The sequence below is a fragment of the Acidobacteriota bacterium genome, from assembly GCA_038040445.1.
Classification (GTDB): Bacteria; Acidobacteriota; Blastocatellia; order UBA7656; family UBA7656; genus Onstottus_A; species Onstottus_A frigus.
Window position 1 is genome coordinate 55,927 of record JBBPIG010000014.1, and the last position, 16,295, is coordinate 72,221.

Here is a 16,295-nt window from a genome sequence, read left to right on the forward strand (position 1 = left end):
GAAGCAGCAGCGCAAGGCAGAGCGCCAACAACAGGTGGCTGGAGCTGCCGGACAGAAGCAAACACGACAGGCTCAGCGGGAGCAGATGCGTCAACAGCAGCAAGAGCAGATGCGCCAGCAGGAACAGACGCGTCAACAGCGAAAGCAACAGAAGCAAAAGCCGCCACAGGCTTCTGTTCAGCAGCAACAGCAGGCTCAGCAAGAAGCCGCCCGGCAAGCACAGATGGCGCAGCAGCGGCAGCAGGTCAAGGCGCAGCGGCGTGCTGAGCAACAACGACAGGCGATGAGCCAAGAGCAGAACACCCGAGCCGCTGCGCAGACAGCTCAACAGGTGCAAGCTCGCGAGCAGGTGAAAGCACAACGGCACGCTCAGCAAAGGGCCCAACAGAGCGCCCAACAGAGCGCGATAATTGAAGAGCAAAACAGGCGCGCTGCAATGCAATCGGCCCAGGCGGCTCAGGCTCGCCAGCAGGTGAAGGCGCAACGACGAGCCGAGCAGCAACGGGCGATCGTTGTAGACCAGAACCGGGCGGCCCCCGTTCAGACTGCTCAGGCTGCTCAGGCTGCTCAGGCAACTCAGCAGGCTCAAGCTCGCGAACAGATGAAGCAGCAACGGCGCGCCGAACGCCAGACAGCCGCAGCCCAACAGCAGGCCACTCCAAATTCACCGTCCGACAAGGCGCAACGAAAGGCGGAGAAGGCGCAGCGCAGACCTCCCCAATGAGCGGAACCTCGAGTGTTCAAGCTTCAGCCTGGCGATTCAAGCCGAAGGCTGAAGCTTGAACCCTCAAGCCTTTCGCATCTTCTCGGCGAGCGCTTCGTACCGCGCGTCATCGCCGCACTCGGAGCAGGTCGGAAGGTTGAGCATGCTCCATCCGGGCTCGATCACCTGGCCAACATTATCCATTGCTCCGACAAATCCGCCGCGAACGTTGGTGACAGTGGTGTAGCCCATCTGACTCATGATCTCGCACGCGCGTGCCGAACGCCCACCCGTTTTGCAACCAACTACAAGTTTGGCGTCCTTTGGAAGAGCCGCTTCGACTACAGCGGCGAAATCTTGATTGGGGGTCATCCCCGCCCCAGGTGTGAAGTGCATGATAGGAACATTTACCGCCCGTATTGGATGACCGGCTTCAAACTCGGGTACGGATCGAACGTCCAGGTAAATATACTCCGGATCACTCTGCATCAGGTCAAAAGTGTCCTGCGCGCTTAGCTCTTTCATTGCTTTTCTCCCTCTCTGATCTTCGTATTGACTGAACGCGAATTATAGCCGAGAGGCGGACGGCCTACCAATCCGGCTCCGGAGCGCCTGGGAGCGCAGGCATCCCTGCCTGCTTGGTGGTGCGTTGGAAGAGGCAGGCAGGGATGTCTGCGCTCCCAGGCCAACGTTACCGGAAGCCGAAGACTAATGCCGATCTTGAATTCTCGCAATAAATTCACAAGAAATTCTGACGAGCCTTCTTGTTGACACAGCCTTCGCCGCCCCATACAATCCCCGTCCTTGGCAGCAGTATCCACCTGACTTTTTTAAGCAGTAAGAACGAACGAATAGGGTTGGGTTAAAACAGCGCACCCCCGCTGTGTTTTGAAAGGAGAGGTTTTGATCAAAGCAGGAGCAGGGAGATTTTTTGCCGCAATCGTCATAGCAGTATTCACTGTGGGCACATTCACGGGCACACTTGCCGGCACCGCGTCCGCGCAGTCACAGGTGGTTCAAACAACCACCAAAGACCAATCGAACCGGCCGCAAAGCACCAATCAAATAGTGGGCGCAACCCCGCAGACTCTTGTTGAGCCTAAGCCTATTCTTCAAATCAACGCCCCGCCACAAATGCCACCAGAGCCTCAAATGGAAGCGGTCCTCGAGAACGCCGTGATTCCACCCGCGCCCGTCATCGTCAAGAGAAACACCAGCGCGATAATGATACCAGCGGACGGCGCCGGCTCGGTTTCGAAGTCGAACTCGGATTCGAAGTACGAGGAACGACCGGCGGTTTCCTCAAGTGTGAGTGTTGGAAGCGACTTCGGTTATCGCCGCGATCCGTTTACACGGCGGGCAAAGTTTCACTCCGGCGTTGACATTAAGGCTCGTTGGGGCGACCCGGTCGGCGCAAGCCTGGCTGGAATCGTCCAGTTTGCCGGCTGGTACCACGGCTACGGCAACATGATAATCGTAGCTCACGGCGGCGGCGTTACGACTCATTACGCGCATCTATCAAGCTTCGATGTTGAAGTTGGAACGCGCGTAGAGCGCGGCACCATAATCGGGCGCGCAGGCAGCACCGGTCGCGCCACCTCGCCGCATCTGCACTATGAAGTTAGATTCGACGGCAACGCTATGAATCCGTTTCAATCTCTGGCTCTCGAGCCCTCCTCCGATTATTTCAAACAATCGCGACCGGCGCTGGACGCCGGTAAAAGCGATTCGACTTCACTCATCGCTCCCCAGCGAGACGAGTAGCTTCTACGGGTTTTGTCTCAGAAAGCGCCTCATTTGGACTGCGCCGCCTATCGCTCAATCAACGAGTATCTCAGGCAGTGGCGGCGCTTTTTTATTTGGACCGCGCCTTCGTTGTCAACCAAATACTAACTCAGACAGCGGCGGCGCTTTGTCCTATCGTGAACGGCCCGTCAACAGATCTTGTTCCGCGGTTCCTCACTCCCCATAAGCCAAAAGCGCCGCCACTGCCTGAGTGTATCCTTGGTTGAGGAATAGGCGGCGCGGTCCATATGAGACCTTGTTGGAGGCTAAGCCTCGACTCCAGAATGCGTACGCCCCAGTTACTGGATGTCACCTGGATGTCACCTGGATTGTGAGCTCGAACTGGGGCATCATCAGATTATCGGGGCGCATCAGACGGTTGAACCACATCAATCGAGGAGGAGCGGTTTCAGTGCTTAGAAGAACGTTGTTCGCGTTGGCGATGGTAGCGCTTTCTTTCCCGACATCGCTGTCACAGAGTCATCCCGATAAGGCTGAGCGATCCGCGGCAGCATCCGCTTCGGCGCCGCGGAACCCTTTTACCACCGGCGAACGGTTGAGCTACGACGTATCGTGGGCCGACTTCATCGTCGCCGGCGAGCTTACAATTGAAACCGACGTTCGCCGCAGCTTCGACGGCGTGGACGGCTATCACGTGACCGCGCAGGCTCGAACGGTTGGACTGGTCAACGGCCTCTTCAAGGTCAACGACGTCTACGACTCTTTCATCAACGCGGCGACGCTTCAACCGTTTCGGGCCGAGAAGCGCTCGCGACACGGCAAGAAGCAGGCCCAGTCATCGGCCATCATTGATCAGGAGCGCCGCACGGCGAGGCTCGCAAGCGGCCGCACGCTGGAGATACCTCCCGACACCTACGATCTTGCGGGGTTGATCTTTGCCATCCGGGGAATGGATCTTACGATGGGCAAGTCGCATACGTTAACTTTGATCGAGGACGAAAAGCTTTATACGATCAAGGTTCAGCCCGAGGCGCGCGAGAAAGTCACGACTCGCGCCGGTAGCTACGATGCGGTCAAGATCGCTACCAGCATGGCCAGGGGCCGCGAAAACGACAAGCTTTACAACCTTCGGATTTACATCTCAAACGACGAGCGCCGATTGCCTGTCCTGATAACAGCCGAGCCGTCCTGGGGCTCGGTCCGAGTTGAGCTGACTTCGGCAACGCCGGCGCCACCGCAGAAGCGGTCTGACTCCAAAGCTCGAGACTGATTGGCACTGCTTTCCGCTTCGAGCGGCGCGGCGACAAGCGATGACTTTGGCCACGCTCAAGACTACCGCGCCGCAAGAGCGGTGCGCGTGTTAGACCGAAACGACTCTCATCGTTTTTGGTTTCGAGCCGCCTCCGGACCGCTGCGGTCCAGCGCAACTCGGCTCTCCTAAGGGCAACGCCCGTTCCACCAGCCTGAGGCGAGACTTCACACGGTTTTCAGTCATTTCTGGCAAACGTCCCTTCGGCTTCCGCAGTGTTCCGGCTGCGCTTGTCGAATTATTTCTGCGCCTGTCGAAAAAATTCGTATTAATTCGTATAGCAGTTCAAGACCAGTCAATTATTTGATATTGTGCGCAAGCCAGATCTTTCTCTGACGGTCAAGTTGGAGGCTTGGGTCGCCAGCCGGAGCCGAAGCCGAAAAGGAGAATAACAAAATGACGCTGACGTCCTTCTTGATTCTTTTGTTAGTCGCAGGTGTGTGTGGATCGATTGGCCGAGCGATCGCGGGTTACAGTCACGGCGGTTGTCTCGTCTCTATCGCGCTAGGTTTCATCGGGGCGATTGTGGGGGTGTGGCTCGCCGACGCGCTTCACTTGCCGCGCCTGTTCGAAATGAGTTTCGGAGGTGAACATTTTCCGATCATCTGGTCGATCATCGGATCGGCGCTGTTTGTCGCCGTGATCAGCTTCTTCACCGGTCGCCGCAGCTAGTCAAACAGACAAGAAAAAAATAAAGAAACCTCTTGCGCCTGACGTAACGTCAGACGCTACGATAAGCATGAAGGAAGGATGACGATGAAGGGGGCTAGTGAAGGGGATATCCGCGCAAATCAGCCGAATCAGTGTCATCTGTGGTCTATGTGGCGCTGGCAATGCGATTCTTACGAACTCACCGATCACACGGGTTTGACGGATTCGCACCGATTTCGTACCGATTTGATCGCTGGCGAAACGGCTGTTACAAGCCACCAGTAAAGGATCCCTTTCCCGGCGCCTTGCGCAGCGTCTGAAGGGTCTACCGTCAAGTTCACTACGACGTAGCGATCAAGCTTTCTTCGAAGCAGATTTCAGTTGCCGCAAGAACTTGACCAGCACGTTGCCGGTCACGGTGCGGCGGTAGTGCTCAGTCGAACGCAGGTCGGTGATCGGCGTAATCTCTTCAGCGATCATCCGGCGAGCTTGTTCCACCAAAGCCGGAGTGAGCGTCGCAGCGGTGAGTAAGCGTTCGGTTTGCGGCGCGCGGACGACCGTGGGAGCGACGCTGCCTACGGCGATGCTTATCGACGATACTCGTCCATCGTCGATTCGAGCCTTGGCAGCCATCACCGTTTTGGAGATCGCCTGGGCCCGGCGGGTGCCTACCTTCCAGTAGAAATCCCGCTCGCCGTCTTTGAGCTTTGGTATGCGCACCGCCACCACGAGTTCATCCGGTTCGAGCACGGTGCGTCGATAGCCGGTGTAGAACGCATCGAAGGGAATTCGCCTCAGGCCGCGCGAGCTTCCTATTTCGACTTCCGCGTCGTATGCCGCAAGCACCGGAAGACCATCGCCCGCCGGGGAAGCGTTGACTATGTTGCCTCCGATCGTCCCTCGATTCTGAATCTGAATCGCGCCGATCGTGCGAGATGCATCGACCAGAGCCGGCGCGTGCCGTTGAATCAACTCCGCCTTTATCAGTTGCGTGTAAGTCGTAAGCGCACCGATTCGCAAAGTGCCGCCCTCATCATCGATGCCTCTCAGGTCCTCCACTCGCCAGATGTCCAGGAAGTCTGCCGCGTCGAGCATGTGAGCGTTCATCAACACCATCAGGTCTGTGCCGCCGGCTATGATCTTCATCGAGCCGGCGCGCTCCGTCAGAAGTGCATAAACCTCAGAGAGGGTCGTCGGCGACGCGGCCGTAGAATAGAAAGTCATGCCGTTATTTACGTATGAAGGTCAGCCTTCAACGTCAGTCTCGAGATCCACTACCAACCTGACGTCCCCGCAAGCGGTACACGCGAACGCTTGAATGAAGCGTTCTTCATTTTTATCGGAAAAGAGGATCGTCAGTTCCTTGTCCGCGAACAGCAACCCGGACCGCATTGCCCCGCCGCAGTTCCCACAGGGCTCATTGCTCCCGGTTGTCGCCATCGAATCGTCGTCATCGGCTTCATCCGAATCCAGTTCGGGCTTTTCAAATGGGATGCTGCGTTTTCGCCAGCTCGGCTTCGGCGAACTGAATTGCCTCCTTGCGATAGTCGGCGTATTCGACTTCGACTATTTGCAGGAGCTCCCGATCTGACATCTGGGAGATTCGGTCCTTTAGTTCGTTCAGCTCCTCATCCATGAACATGACTATGCCTTTCGCCGGGACTGCTGCATCATCTCCGCGGCTTGCTCGATTGCATCGATGATCTTCACATAGCCGGTGCACCGGCACAGGTTGCCTGCAATTGCTTCTTTGATCGCCTCGCGCGACGGATGAGCGTTCTCGTCCAGCAGCGCGCGGGCGGCGATCAACATTCCCGGCGTACAGATGCCGCACTGCGCGCCGCCGCATTCCAGGAACGCCTGCTGAAGCGGATCGAGCCGCCCGTCGCGTGCGAGTCCTTCGACGGTGATTATCACCGACCCTTGAACCTGGCAGACCGGTACGAGGCACGAGTTGATAACTTCTCCGTCGAGTATCACCGAGCACGCGCCGCACTCGCCCTCGCCGCAGCCCTCTTTCGTCCCGGTCAAGCGCAGCTCTTCACGCAGCACGTCGAGCAGCCGCATCATGGGCGGCACGTCAGGCTCGCGCGCACTGCCGTTGACTCGAAGGCTTATCTTCATCTCTTTTCCAGCGCCGCTTGTAAGCGTTCAGGCGTTATCGGAATCTCGCCGACAAACGCGCCGGTCGCATTGAACACCGCTGCCGCAAGCGCCGGAGCCGCGCCGTCCATCGGCAACTCGCCGACCCCTTTCGCCCCAAACGGTCCGTTTCGATATTCCTTTTCGACGATGATCGTCTCCATATCAGGAGCATCGAGCGAAGTCGGAATGATGTAGTTCGTTAAGCGATTATTGACGATCCGTCCCTTGTCCCAGACTAACTCTTCGAACAATCCGTAACCGACGGCTTGCAGAGTGCCGCCTTCGATCTGACCCGCAGCGAGCACCGGATGAATCGCGCGGCCGATGTCCTGAGCCGTCGTTATCTTCGTGCAGGTCACTTCGTAGGTGTCCATATCGACTTCGACCTCGGCGACTTCCGCGCCCCACGAGTACACCGGATAAGCGTCGCCCGAATAGCTGTCATCGTCCCACTCGATTTCGGGCGGAGTCGCGTACCTCGCATAGGCGCGAAGCTCGCCAAACTGCGCAATGTATTCGCGCGCGATCTCATCGAAGCTCGCGAGATGCTTTCCGTTTGCGGCGAATCTGCCTGCGATTAACGTCGCTTCGGGCTCACCAAAGCGCTCGCCGACGAAGCCAAGCAGTTTGTCTTTTACTTCCCGTGCGGCAAGCTGCACGACTCGGCCGACTACCATCGTCGTCCGCGAGGCAACAGTCGGTCCGCTGTCGGGAACGCGCGACGTGTCGGGATCCTCGACCTCGACGTCGTCGAACCCGACGCCCAACTCGTCGGCTACTATCTGGCAGAATATGGTCCTGGTGCCCTGGCCAATCTCCGTTGAGCCCGAAAGAACTCGCGCGCGGCCTTCAGACGTGACTGCGACTCCGGCCTGAGCTTTCATACGCGCCTCGCCGCTACCGGTAAAGCCCGCGCCGTGAAAGAAGAACGAGAGCCCAATGCCCCGGCGTTTTTCCTGATACTCGTCTAGCGCGTTTGCAGCTTCGATCGCCTGCTTCTTTTCCCAGTAGCCTGATCGTTCAACGGCCGCGTTCAATACGTCTTCCGATCCCACGCTGGAGGTCAATCGCTGCCCGGTCGCGGTGATGTCTCCTTCGCGAAGCATGTTGATTTGCCGCAGCTCGAGCGGATCGATCCCCAACTCGGCGGCGATTTTTTCCATTTGCATTTCATAAGCGAACGTCACCTGCGGCGCGCCGAAGCCGCGAAAGGCCCCATTTGGCGGAGTGTTGGTAGCTACCGCTCGCGCCGCGATTCGAACGTTGTCGCAGCGATACGGTCCCAACGCGTGAATCGCGCCGCGCGAAAGCACGACCGGCGTGAGCGTAACGTAAGCGCCGCCGTCGAGCACGAAGTCAATTTCGGATGCAGTCAATCGTCCGTCGCGCATCACGCCGGTCCGATGGCGGATGATCCCGGGATGACGCTTGGTGGTCGCGGCAATGTCTTCGCCGCGCTCGTATACGATCTTCACCGGCCGCTGCGCTTTTTGCGCCAGCAAGGCGGCGTGAGCTGCAATCATCGACGGATACTCTTCCTTGCCGCCGAAGCCGCCGCCGGTAGTCGTTTGAATAACGATTGCGCGTTCGTCTGTAAGGTTGAACAGTTGCTTGATCGCTTTGTGAACGTAATAAGGGCACTGCATCGAGCCCATCACGGTCATCTCACCGTCACCGGGAATTGCGATCATGCCCTGCGGTTCGATATAGAGCTGCTCCTGGTGCGGCACTCGATACTCGCCTTCAACAATCACGTCGGCCCGGTCAAAAGCTTCTGTCACGTCGCCGCGTCCGATCAGAAACCGCTTGAAGACGTTGTCGGTTCCGTAGAGCAGGTCCGCTGCGGCCAGTGATTGTTCGATTGTCAGGACCGGCGGCAGCTCTTCGTATGCAATGTGAATATGACGCGCGGCGGTATCCAGTTCGCTCTTGCTTGCGGCGGCAATTAACAGTATCGGCTCATCGTAGTGACGCACTTCCGATTCAACCAGCAGCGGTTGGTCGTCCTCGATCAGCGCTACGTAGTTCTTTCCCGCGATGTCGCGGTAGTCGGCGACGACGAGCGTCGACCAGTCATAGGAAGGATCGAATTTGATTGATGTAACGCGTCCGCGCGCGATCGTGCTGCGTATTGTCTTGCCAAACAGCATTCCGGCGAGCTTGATGTCGTCGACGTAGCGCGCCGCCCCGGTGAGCTTCTCGTAGCCCTCTTTGCGTAAGACGTTTTGCCCGACGGCCATTGGAACTCCCTTCAAGATTGCGCCTAGTTTAAATGTCGAGGTGCTGCCTTACAAGGCCACGTTCATGCGACGTTCATGCGATACGTAACAGGCTAAGAACTCGCGCTTGTTTATGGCTTAACTCAAGCTCGGGGTTAGGAAGGTGGGCTTGCCCTCGCTGTTGAATGAGACTCCCGCTGTCAATAAGGAGAGCAGCTCAGGCTCGTGGTCGGGAAGGTGGGCTTGCCCCCGCTGTCAATAAGGGAACGCTAGCTCATTCAACGACACTTGGCTCAGGCTCGTGGTTGGGAAGGTGGGCTTGCCCCCGCTGTTGAATGAGCCAGTATTCTCCTTATTGACAGCGGGGGCAAGCCCACCTTCCCAACCCCGAGCCTGAGTAAGTTTATGTCCGAAGAACCTGTCGCTAAACGGACTCGTAGGTATAGCATTAGCCTTTGCAATCATCGAACACTGCAATGCATAACTCGGGCCTGCAGGCGGCGGGTCATCTGTGAAGGAGACAATATGTTGAGAGTCGCTGCGAGACTGTTGGTTATCACCGTTTTGTCCATCCTAGTCGTTCCATGCTTCGTTTCCGCGCAAGAACTGAGCGAGCCCGAGGAGAACTTCGAGCATCTGTGGAAGACCTACGACCGCAACTACGCTTTGTTTGGAGCGAAGCACATTGACTGGGACGCGCTCTATAAAGTCTATCGCCCGCGAGTGAGCGCGAAGACAACTGAGGATGAGCTGTTTCAGATCATCGCCGACATGCTCGGCAACCTGAACGACAACCACGTTCGGCTCTCGTCGCCCAAGCGCCAGTTCCAATCGGGCATTCTCGGCCAGATGAAGATGGGAGATTTCTCGCTCGACCTGGTGAAGCAAAAATATCTGAAGGGCAAATCGAAACCGCTGGTCGATGGAAACTTCGACTACGGCTGGATCACCGACTCGATAGGCTATTTTCACTTTCGTGGCTTCGGCCGTATGGAACTCACCCGAGCGGCTATCGATGGAATCATGAAAGAGTTCAAGGACGCGAAGGCTATAGTAGTCGACGTCCGAGGAAACGGAGGCGGCGACGACCTCGTCGGCAAGTTGATCGCCGATCGGTTCGCAGACCGAAAGCGGCATTACATGAAGACCGCGATTCGCAACGGTTCCCGTCACGATGACTTCACGCCGTGGAAATACTGGTATGTCGAGCCGGGCGGCCCGATTCAATTCACAAAGCCGGTGATCCTGCTGACGCATCGTCACTCGGTGAGCGCTGCCGAGAATTTTGCGCTCGCCATGCGTGTGTTGCCCCACGTTACGGTTGTTGGCGACGCGACTTCAGGAGTGTTCGCGGACGTGTACGGCGATCGCTTGCCTAACGGCTGGCGCTTCAGCGTATCCTTCAAGCTGTTCATCGATCAGACGGGCTTTTGCTGGGAAGGGATTGGCGTGCCCTCGGACATTCGCCAGATCAACACGAAACAGGATATCGAAGCGCAACGCGACAAGGTGCTCGAGTTTGCAGTTTCGCTGATAGAGACCGGCGCCTTGAAAGCTCAGGAAGAGTTGTCGAGTCTCAAAGATATTCGCGAGTCGCTTGCGAAGAACCTTGCTCGTGATATCAATGACAAGGGCCTCGATGCGGCGTTGAAGGCTTATCGCAGGGCGAAGGCTGGACCGCCCTCTTCCTACTATTTCGACCTCGAAGAGTTAATGGAAGCGGGCGATCGCTTGTCGAAGTCGGGCAAGAAACGTGAAGCGGTCGAGTTGTTCAAGATTGGGGTTGCGGAGGCCCCCTGGTCATTTGCGATTCACGAACAGCTTGGCGACGCGTATTTTAAACTTGGCGACGCTGCGCAGGCCGTGGCAATGTACAAGAAAGCCGCCGAGCTCAACCGTCGCAGTTATCCCTGGGAGATCGCCTCTTACGATGATGCCGCAAGACTTTCAAAGGGGATCAAAATCCTTGCAAAGGACCTCGAGCGCGACATCGATGAGAAAGGAATTGACCACGCGGTGAAGGCTTTCGACCAGGCGAAGGCTGGCGATCCGAGCAGCTACCACGTCGATGAAAACAAGATGAACCAGCTCGGCTATGAGCTGCTCAATCGCGGAAAGACCGCGGAAGCCATCGAAGTACTCAAGCTGAACGTCCGCGAGTTTCCGAAGTCGTCGAACGTCTACGACAGTCTTGGGGAAGCCTACGCGAAGGCCGGCAACCGCGAGTTAGCGATTCAGAACTACAGGCGCTCCAACGAGCTGGATCCAGGCAATACAAACGCGCTCGAGGTAATCAAACGGCTGACCGGCGGCGAAGAAAAGATCGCTGCTAAAGTCTTCGATGACTACGTCGGGAAGTACGATTCGCCACTTGGAATCCTCAATATCACGCGGGATGGTGATAAGTTGTTCGCACAACCGGATGGCAACACGAAGGAAGAGCTTGTAGCGAAGTCGCCAACTAAGTTCCAGGTGCCGACCGTCGGCGCCGAAGTGGAATTCGTTCGAGATGAACGAGGGCAGATCGGCAAAATGCTCATTCGTCTGGGCGGCCAACAGATGGAGGCGAAGAGGATCAAGTAGCGCTCCGATTATGGAGCGCGCCGCCACCGGTTTTGCAATCTCTTCGAAGTTTGATCGGCGGCGCTTTGGCTGGACTCTCGCAGACGCAAAAAGCCAAAAGCGCCCGCTGATTGAATGGCTGCTCGGTTTCCGATCGAGGGTGACGCCCTCCATAACGCAGAATCCAACGCGCTGCCGGTTGAATCATGAAGTTTCTGATCGAGGGCGGCGCGCCCCAAATGGTCTGAAGGATGGACGTTTCTAGTTACCTCAACCGAATAAACTACCGGGGTCCGCGTGACGTGTCGGTCGAGACGCTGCGCGAGTTGCACAAGCAGCATTTGCTCGCGGTGCCATTCGAGAACCTCGACAATCACATCGGACGACAGATCGTTCTCGACGAAGAAAAGTTGATTCGCAAGATCATCGAAGAGCGGCGAGGTGGAATCTGTTACGAGCTGAACGGCGCCTTTTACGCACTGCTGCGAGCGTTGGGCTTTGAAGTGACGATGCTTTCCGCGGGAGTCGCGCGCGAGGAGGGAGGGTTCGATCCGCCGTTCGATCACATGGCGTTGCTCGTTCAGTTGGAAGAGCGATGGCTCGCTGATGTAGGATTTGGCGATTCGTTTCGCGAGCCCCTGCGACTGGATGCGCGGGTCGAGCAGGTGCAAGACAACGACGCTTATCGATTGGTTGAAGAAGACGGCCACCTGATACTTGAACGGCGCGAGAAAGACTTGTGGAAGCCGCAGTATCGCTTCACTCTCGAACCATATCAATATTCTGACTTCGCCGATATGTGCCACTATCATCAGACGTCTCCCGAATCGCCCTTCACTAAGCGGCGGACGTGCACGCTTGCGACTCCGGATGGAAGAATCACCGTAACCGGCATGCGGCTGATCCGCACCATTTGCGGCGAAAGACAAGAACGCGAGCTTGGAAGCCACGATGAGTGGACAGTTGCGCTACAAGAGCACTTCGGCATTTCGCTCACGAGTTCAACTCTTCAGGAAAGATGATGACAGCAGGTTACTCCGGAACTCCGCTGACACGGAAGCTCGGGATCAAGGAAGACTTCCGGGTGGCGCTGGTTGGGGCGCCGGATGGATTTCGGGAAGAGTTGAGCGACCTGCCGCCTTGCGTCACGTTTGTCACCAGTCTGTCGGCGCAGCTCGACTTGATTCTGTTCTTTGCGAAGACGCAATCGGAACTTGTGCGGAACTTCTCGAGGCTCGCCGCGCGGCTTGCACCAGCCGGGATGCTCTGGATAGCCTGGCCTAAGAAAGCGTCCGGCGTCGCGACTGATCTGGCTGATTATCATGTGCGCCAGATAGGTTTGGACGCCGGGCTCGTCGATGTGAAGGTCTGTGCCGTTAACGAAATCTGGTCCGGGCTTAAGTTCGTTATTCGGGTGAAGGATCGACCAGGTCGAAGATAAGTTGATACCCGGAGGTCTAAATGTAGACCTCGCCGCTGCGGCCCGCGTGGAGGAAGCAGGCGGCTGCCAGGAATGGCGATGATTCTCAAGCTCGGAGTCGGGAAGGTGGGCTTGCCCCGCTGTCAGTCAGGAGAGTGCTGGCCCCATTCACAGCGGGGGCAAGCCCACCTTCCCGACTCCGAGCTTGAGTAATGCGCTGGTGATTTGTGGACCTGCCCACCAATCGCCGAACGCAAAAACCAATCGCACGAGCCTCATTTGGATACCGCGGCCGCGTTCTCTCGCGGCCCGGCGTTTTTCACATACTTATCCATCCAATTGATCATCTCGGCCAGCGTGTGAAGCGTGGACTCGCGCCCCGTGTAGCCGTGAGCTTCGAACGGAAGCGTGACATAACGCACCGTGGCGCCGTGGCCCTTCAGAGCCATGTAGAACCGCTCTGATTGAATCGGGAACGTGCCCGAGTTGTCGTCCGCTTCGCCGTGGATAAGCAGGATCGGTTCCTTGATCTTATTCGCGTAGTAGAACGGCGACATCTTGCCGTAAATCTCCGGCACTTCCCAGAACGTGCGCCGCTCGGCTTGGAACCCGAACGGTGTGAGCGTGCGATTGTAAGCGCCGCTCCGCGCGATGCCCGCCCGGAACAAATCCGAGTGCGCCAGGAGATTGGCCGTCATGAAAGCGCCGTAGCTATGCCCCCCGACGCCGATCCGGTCGCGGTCGGCTACACCCATTTCCACAACCTTGTCGACAGCGGCTTCCGCGCTGGCGACGAGTTGCTCGACGTACTTGTCGTTGGCCGTCTCGCCCGATCCGACGATTGGCATCGCCGGGTTGTCCAGGATCGCATAGCCCTGAGTCAGCAAGAACAGGTGAGATATGCCACTCACTCGGGTGAAGCGATAGGGCGAGCCCGAGACCTGGCTGGCGGTGTCAGTGTCGGTGAACTCGCGCGGGTAAGCCCACATGATCAGCGGCAGCCGTTCGCCTTGTTTGTAGCCGGCCGGCAGGTAGAGAGTGCCGGACAGCCTTACGCCATCCTTTCGTTCATAGGTGATGAACTGCTTCTCGACTCCGGCGAGTTGCGGCGCGGGGTCCTTGAACTGAGTGATGGCGCGCTTTGTTCCGGCGGCGAGATCGCGCACATAGTAGTTCGGCGGTTCCGTCGATGTCTCGTACTCCGTCAGAATCGTCTTTGCGTCGTCATCGAGCGGCGCGATGATCGCCTCGTAGGTCTTCTCGGCAGAGCGGAAGAGACGTTCGGTCTTAAGGGTCTTCAGATTTAGTTGATCGAGAAAGGGCCGATCGCCGTCGGCGGACGAGCCTGTTCCAGCGAGAAGAATGCTATCGCCGTTTTGCAGAATCAGGCCCCCGCCCAACCCGCCTCCAAAGCCACCGCCGCCGCGTCCGCCACCAGCGCCGTTGTCTCTCCTGGCTACAGGATTTCCGGGGTTGGTATATGCGTCTTGCTGCCTGCGATCCCAAAGCTTGCGCGGCTCGGCGCCCGCTTCGAGAATCCAGGTCCGGGTGCGGCGCGTCGCGCGGTCGGATTCACTCAGCAGCGCGATGCCCTTCTCGGTATAAGACAGGCCGGTGAATCGCCACTCCGTCTTTGTGATCTCGGCGGGCTCGCCGGAGAACGGGGCGGCGAGCGCAAAGACCTTGTCCCGGAACGGAACTTTGTTCTTAAGGTCTCCGTTGTCGAGGGCTTCGGCCCAGGTTAGAGTCGCGGGCTGATCCGGACGCCAGCGATAGCTACGGGGGCCGGTCTGTACGCCATTGATTGGAATGCCTTCGCTCGACGCCACATCGGCGATCTTCTTAACGACTTCGCCGCGGCGGTTCCAGATCTCGACTTCTTTGGGGAACCCGCCCATCGGCACGAGCCGCGAGAACGGCCGCTTGATGCGCGACACCAGAATGAACTCGCCGCTTGGCGACGAGGTCACGTTCTCCAATAAACCCGGGCGGCCGATCAGCGTCTTCCGTCCCGCGGCGCTGTCTATTGTCGCGAGCTGGCTTGTGAAGAAGTATTCGAATAGGTCCTCATCGTGGTTGGTCTTGATCATGTCCTCAAAAGTCGCAGTCGGCGCTGCCTTGCCGTGGTTCTCCTGGATATTGGGTCCGGTTGGCACCCTCGGCTCGGCAGGCGCGGGCCCGCGGCCGGCGGGCACGAGTTGAACCAGCAACGTGACGCCGTCCTTTAGCCAATCAACCGGATCGCCAACGGTCCCGTTCAGCCTGTCTGTCCCACTTACGAGTTTCGCCTGTCCAGTCGCCGTGTCGGCCACCCAAAGCTCGATGCCGTTCTCCTTGGTGTTGGTGAACGAGAGCCGCTTGCCGTCAGGCGAAAAGCTCACGCCGCCGATGTTCGCATTGGGCGGGGCGGTGACTTTCTTTTCCGTTCCATCGGCGACCGATTTCAGCGTAATGCCCGCGGTGATCCCGGTACGCTGTTGACGTCCGTTTGTTTTCGGGTTGATGCGAGCGCCGGCGATGCGGTGAATCGGCTCGGCAAGCTCGGCGATCGTAGGCATGCTGCGCCGGTTGAGCAGCGCGACGGTTCGATGGTCTGGTGCTACGACGACGGTAGGAGTGGGCGGCGCGTCCAGAATGTCGACTATGACCTTGGGCGGCGTCAGGTAGCCCGACGTAGAGTTGGATTGCTGACGCGTTTGTGCGTACTGCACAGCGGCCGCGGCGACTACGAGCGCAGCGGCATAGGCGAACGTTCTCTTTCGCATGGTGAGCCTCCTGCATTTCCACTGTGTCTTGGCTTAGTGAGAGAGGCCGTATTGTATCAGGAGGCGCAATGGCGGGCCACGAAAAAAGGGGAACTGTCCTGATCTCGTGTTGATACTTGCAGTCGCCTTGGGGCAAGACCGATGACGGGCGACGAAATATTTGGACTGCGGCGGCCTTTGTGCGTTGCCGCCGCTTTTGGTATTCGCCAAGGAAACGCAGAAAGCGGTGGCAACGCAAAGACGCCACCGCAGTCCAAATATCCGGATGCCCGATACTGTCTTAGTCGATCGACCAACACACTTACCGAAAAAAGGGGAATCGTCACGAATCCCTTCTCGCGGAGAGGCGGCATAGAGCCCCTCGCAGCCGCGGTCCGTTTTGGAGCGATGACGTAACAGGGGCAAACTTCCGGAATGCTTTGGCCAACTAAGCGTCATTCCTCGCGGGGAGTTCTTTGAGCCATACCATGGTCTCGGGATCGTCCTTCCACCCGCGCTTCAGTTCCTGCACCGCCGCTTGCCGAACATTATTGTCGTCATCATTCGCGGCGCGGTCTTTGAGCAACGGCAAGGTGTCGGGATCGTCGTTCCACCCGCGCGCCAGTTCCTGCAGCGCCGCTTGCCGAACAGCCCAGCTGTCGTCATTCGCGGCGCGGTCTTTGAGCAACGGCAAGGTGTCGGGATCACCCTTCCACCCGCGCGCCAGTTCCTGCACCGCCACTTGCCGAACAGCCCAGCTGTCGTCATTCGCGGCGCGGTCTTTGAGCAACGGCAA

The 16,295-nt window shown here is 58.0% G+C and carries 14 protein-coding genes; 6 read left to right on the forward strand and 8 right to left on the reverse strand.

Annotated features, from left to right (window positions below):
- Together AABO57_15990 and AABO57_15995 are read right to left on the reverse strand one after the other, a co-directional pair.
- Positions 1 to 646: hypothetical protein (locus tag AABO57_15990; protein ID MEK6287241.1), on the reverse strand; the 646-nt coding region annotated here is incomplete at its 3' end.
- A 141-nt stretch (positions 647 to 787) separates the two neighbouring features.
- On the reverse strand, positions 788 to 1,228 hold the full coding sequence (locus tag AABO57_15995; protein ID MEK6287242.1) for a rhodanese-like domain-containing protein: 441 nt from the start codon (positions 1,226 to 1,228) through the stop codon (positions 788 to 790).
- 378 nt (positions 1,229 to 1,606) lie between these two features.
- On the opposite strand from AABO57_15995, the gene AABO57_16000 reads away from it, so the two are divergent.
- From AABO57_16000 to AABO57_16010, 3 genes are all read left to right on the forward strand, one after another.
- Positions 1,607 to 2,467 carry a M23 family metallopeptidase gene (locus AABO57_16000; protein ID MEK6287243.1) on the forward strand — a complete coding sequence of 287 codons (861 nt, stop codon included), beginning with the start codon at positions 1,607 to 1,609 and terminating at the stop codon, positions 2,465 to 2,467.
- Positions 2,468 to 2,900: 433 nt separating this feature from the next.
- The gene (locus AABO57_16005) at positions 2,901 to 3,719 is read left to right on the forward strand and encodes a DUF3108 domain-containing protein (GenBank protein MEK6287244.1); all 819 of its coding nucleotides are present in this window, start codon (positions 2,901 to 2,903) and stop codon (positions 3,717 to 3,719) included.
- 435 nt (positions 3,720 to 4,154) lie between these two features.
- A complete protein-coding gene (locus AABO57_16010) occupies positions 4,155 to 4,430 on the forward strand; it encodes a GlsB/YeaQ/YmgE family stress response membrane protein (GenBank protein ID MEK6287245.1) in 276 nt (91 codons plus the stop codon).
- 333 nt (positions 4,431 to 4,763) lie between these two features.
- Here the strand turns inward: AABO57_16010 and AABO57_16015 are convergent, their stop codons facing one another.
- The 4 genes from AABO57_16015 to AABO57_16030 all read right to left on the reverse strand — a co-directional run bounded on the left by AABO57_16015 (position 4,764) and on the right by AABO57_16030 (position 8,794).
- Entirely contained in the window at positions 4,764 to 5,633 is an 870-nt protein-coding gene (locus tag AABO57_16015) for a xanthine dehydrogenase family protein subunit M (GenBank protein ID MEK6287246.1), read from the reverse strand.
- Between the two features lie 259 nt (positions 5,634 to 5,892).
- Positions 5,893 to 6,051 (reverse strand): hypothetical protein, encoded by a 159-nt coding sequence (locus AABO57_16020; protein MEK6287247.1) that lies wholly within the window; start codon positions 6,049 to 6,051, stop codon positions 5,893 to 5,895.
- A gap of 2 nt (positions 6,052 to 6,053) precedes the next feature.
- Positions 6,054 to 6,533 (reverse strand): (2Fe-2S)-binding protein, encoded by a 480-nt coding sequence (locus AABO57_16025; protein ID MEK6287248.1) that lies wholly within the window; start codon positions 6,531 to 6,533, stop codon positions 6,054 to 6,056.
- Positions 6,530 to 8,794 (reverse strand): xanthine dehydrogenase family protein molybdopterin-binding subunit, encoded by a 2,265-nt coding sequence (locus AABO57_16030; GenBank protein MEK6287249.1) that lies wholly within the window; start codon positions 8,792 to 8,794, stop codon positions 6,530 to 6,532. Before AABO57_16030 ends, AABO57_16025 begins: the two co-directional genes overlap by 4 nt.
- Before the next feature lie 504 nt (positions 8,795 to 9,298).
- Here AABO57_16030 and AABO57_16035 point away from each other — a divergent pair.
- From AABO57_16035 to AABO57_16045, 3 genes are all read left to right on the forward strand, one after another.
- Entirely contained in the window at positions 9,299 to 11,356 is a 2,058-nt protein-coding gene (locus AABO57_16035; GenBank protein MEK6287250.1) for a S41 family peptidase, read from the forward strand.
- 230 nt (positions 11,357 to 11,586) lie between these two features.
- A complete protein-coding gene (locus AABO57_16040) occupies positions 11,587 to 12,357 on the forward strand; it encodes an arylamine N-acetyltransferase (protein ID MEK6287251.1) in 771 nt (256 codons plus the stop codon).
- Positions 12,357 to 12,776, forward strand: a complete 420-nt coding sequence (locus tag AABO57_16045; GenBank protein ID MEK6287252.1) for a DUF3052 domain-containing protein — start codon at positions 12,357 to 12,359, stop codon at positions 12,774 to 12,776. The genes AABO57_16040 and AABO57_16045 overlap by 1 nt, the downstream gene beginning before the upstream one ends.
- A gap of 254 nt (positions 12,777 to 13,030) precedes the next feature.
- On the opposite strand, the gene AABO57_16050 is transcribed toward AABO57_16045, so the two are convergent.
- Both AABO57_16050 and AABO57_16055 read right to left on the reverse strand, forming a co-directional pair.
- A complete protein-coding gene (locus AABO57_16050) occupies positions 13,031 to 15,520 on the reverse strand; it encodes a prolyl oligopeptidase family serine peptidase (protein MEK6287253.1) in 2,490 nt (829 codons plus the stop codon).
- Between the two features lie 427 nt (positions 15,521 to 15,947).
- Positions 15,948 to 16,295 (reverse strand): HEAT repeat domain-containing protein (locus tag AABO57_16055; protein ID MEK6287254.1); only part of this gene is annotated, 348 nt, incomplete at its 5' end.

What these genes read in the sequence shown, in the direction of transcription:
- AABO57_15995 (MEK6287242.1), bottom strand. Translation starts at nt 1,228, where the DNA reads ATGAAAGAGCTAAGCGCGCAGGACACTTTTGACCTGATGCAGAGTGAT.
- AABO57_16010 (MEK6287245.1), top strand. Translation starts at nt 4,155, where the DNA reads ATGACGCTGACGTCCTTCTTGATTCTTTTGTTAGTCGCAGGTGTGTGT.
- AABO57_16015 (MEK6287246.1), bottom strand. Translation starts at nt 5,633, where the DNA reads ATGACTTTCTATTCTACGGCCGCGTCGCCGACGACCCTCTCTGAGGTT.
- AABO57_16020 (MEK6287247.1), bottom strand. Translation starts at nt 6,051, where the DNA reads ATGTTCATGGATGAGGAGCTGAACGAACTAAAGGACCGAATCTCCCAG.
- AABO57_16025 (MEK6287248.1), bottom strand. Translation starts at nt 6,533, where the DNA reads ATGAAGATAAGCCTTCGAGTCAACGGCAGTGCGCGCGAGCCTGACGTG.
- AABO57_16030 (MEK6287249.1), bottom strand. Translation starts at nt 8,794, where the DNA reads ATGGCCGTCGGGCAAAACGTCTTACGCAAAGAGGGCTACGAGAAGCTC.
- AABO57_16035 (MEK6287250.1), top strand. Translation starts at nt 9,299, where the DNA reads ATGTTGAGAGTCGCTGCGAGACTGTTGGTTATCACCGTTTTGTCCATC.
- AABO57_16040 (MEK6287251.1), top strand. Translation starts at nt 11,587, where the DNA reads ATGGACGTTTCTAGTTACCTCAACCGAATAAACTACCGGGGTCCGCGT.
- AABO57_16045 (MEK6287252.1), top strand. Translation starts at nt 12,357, where the DNA reads ATGACAGCAGGTTACTCCGGAACTCCGCTGACACGGAAGCTCGGGATC.
- AABO57_16050 (MEK6287253.1), bottom strand. Translation starts at nt 15,520, where the DNA reads ATGCGAAAGAGAACGTTCGCCTATGCCGCTGCGCTCGTAGTCGCCGCG.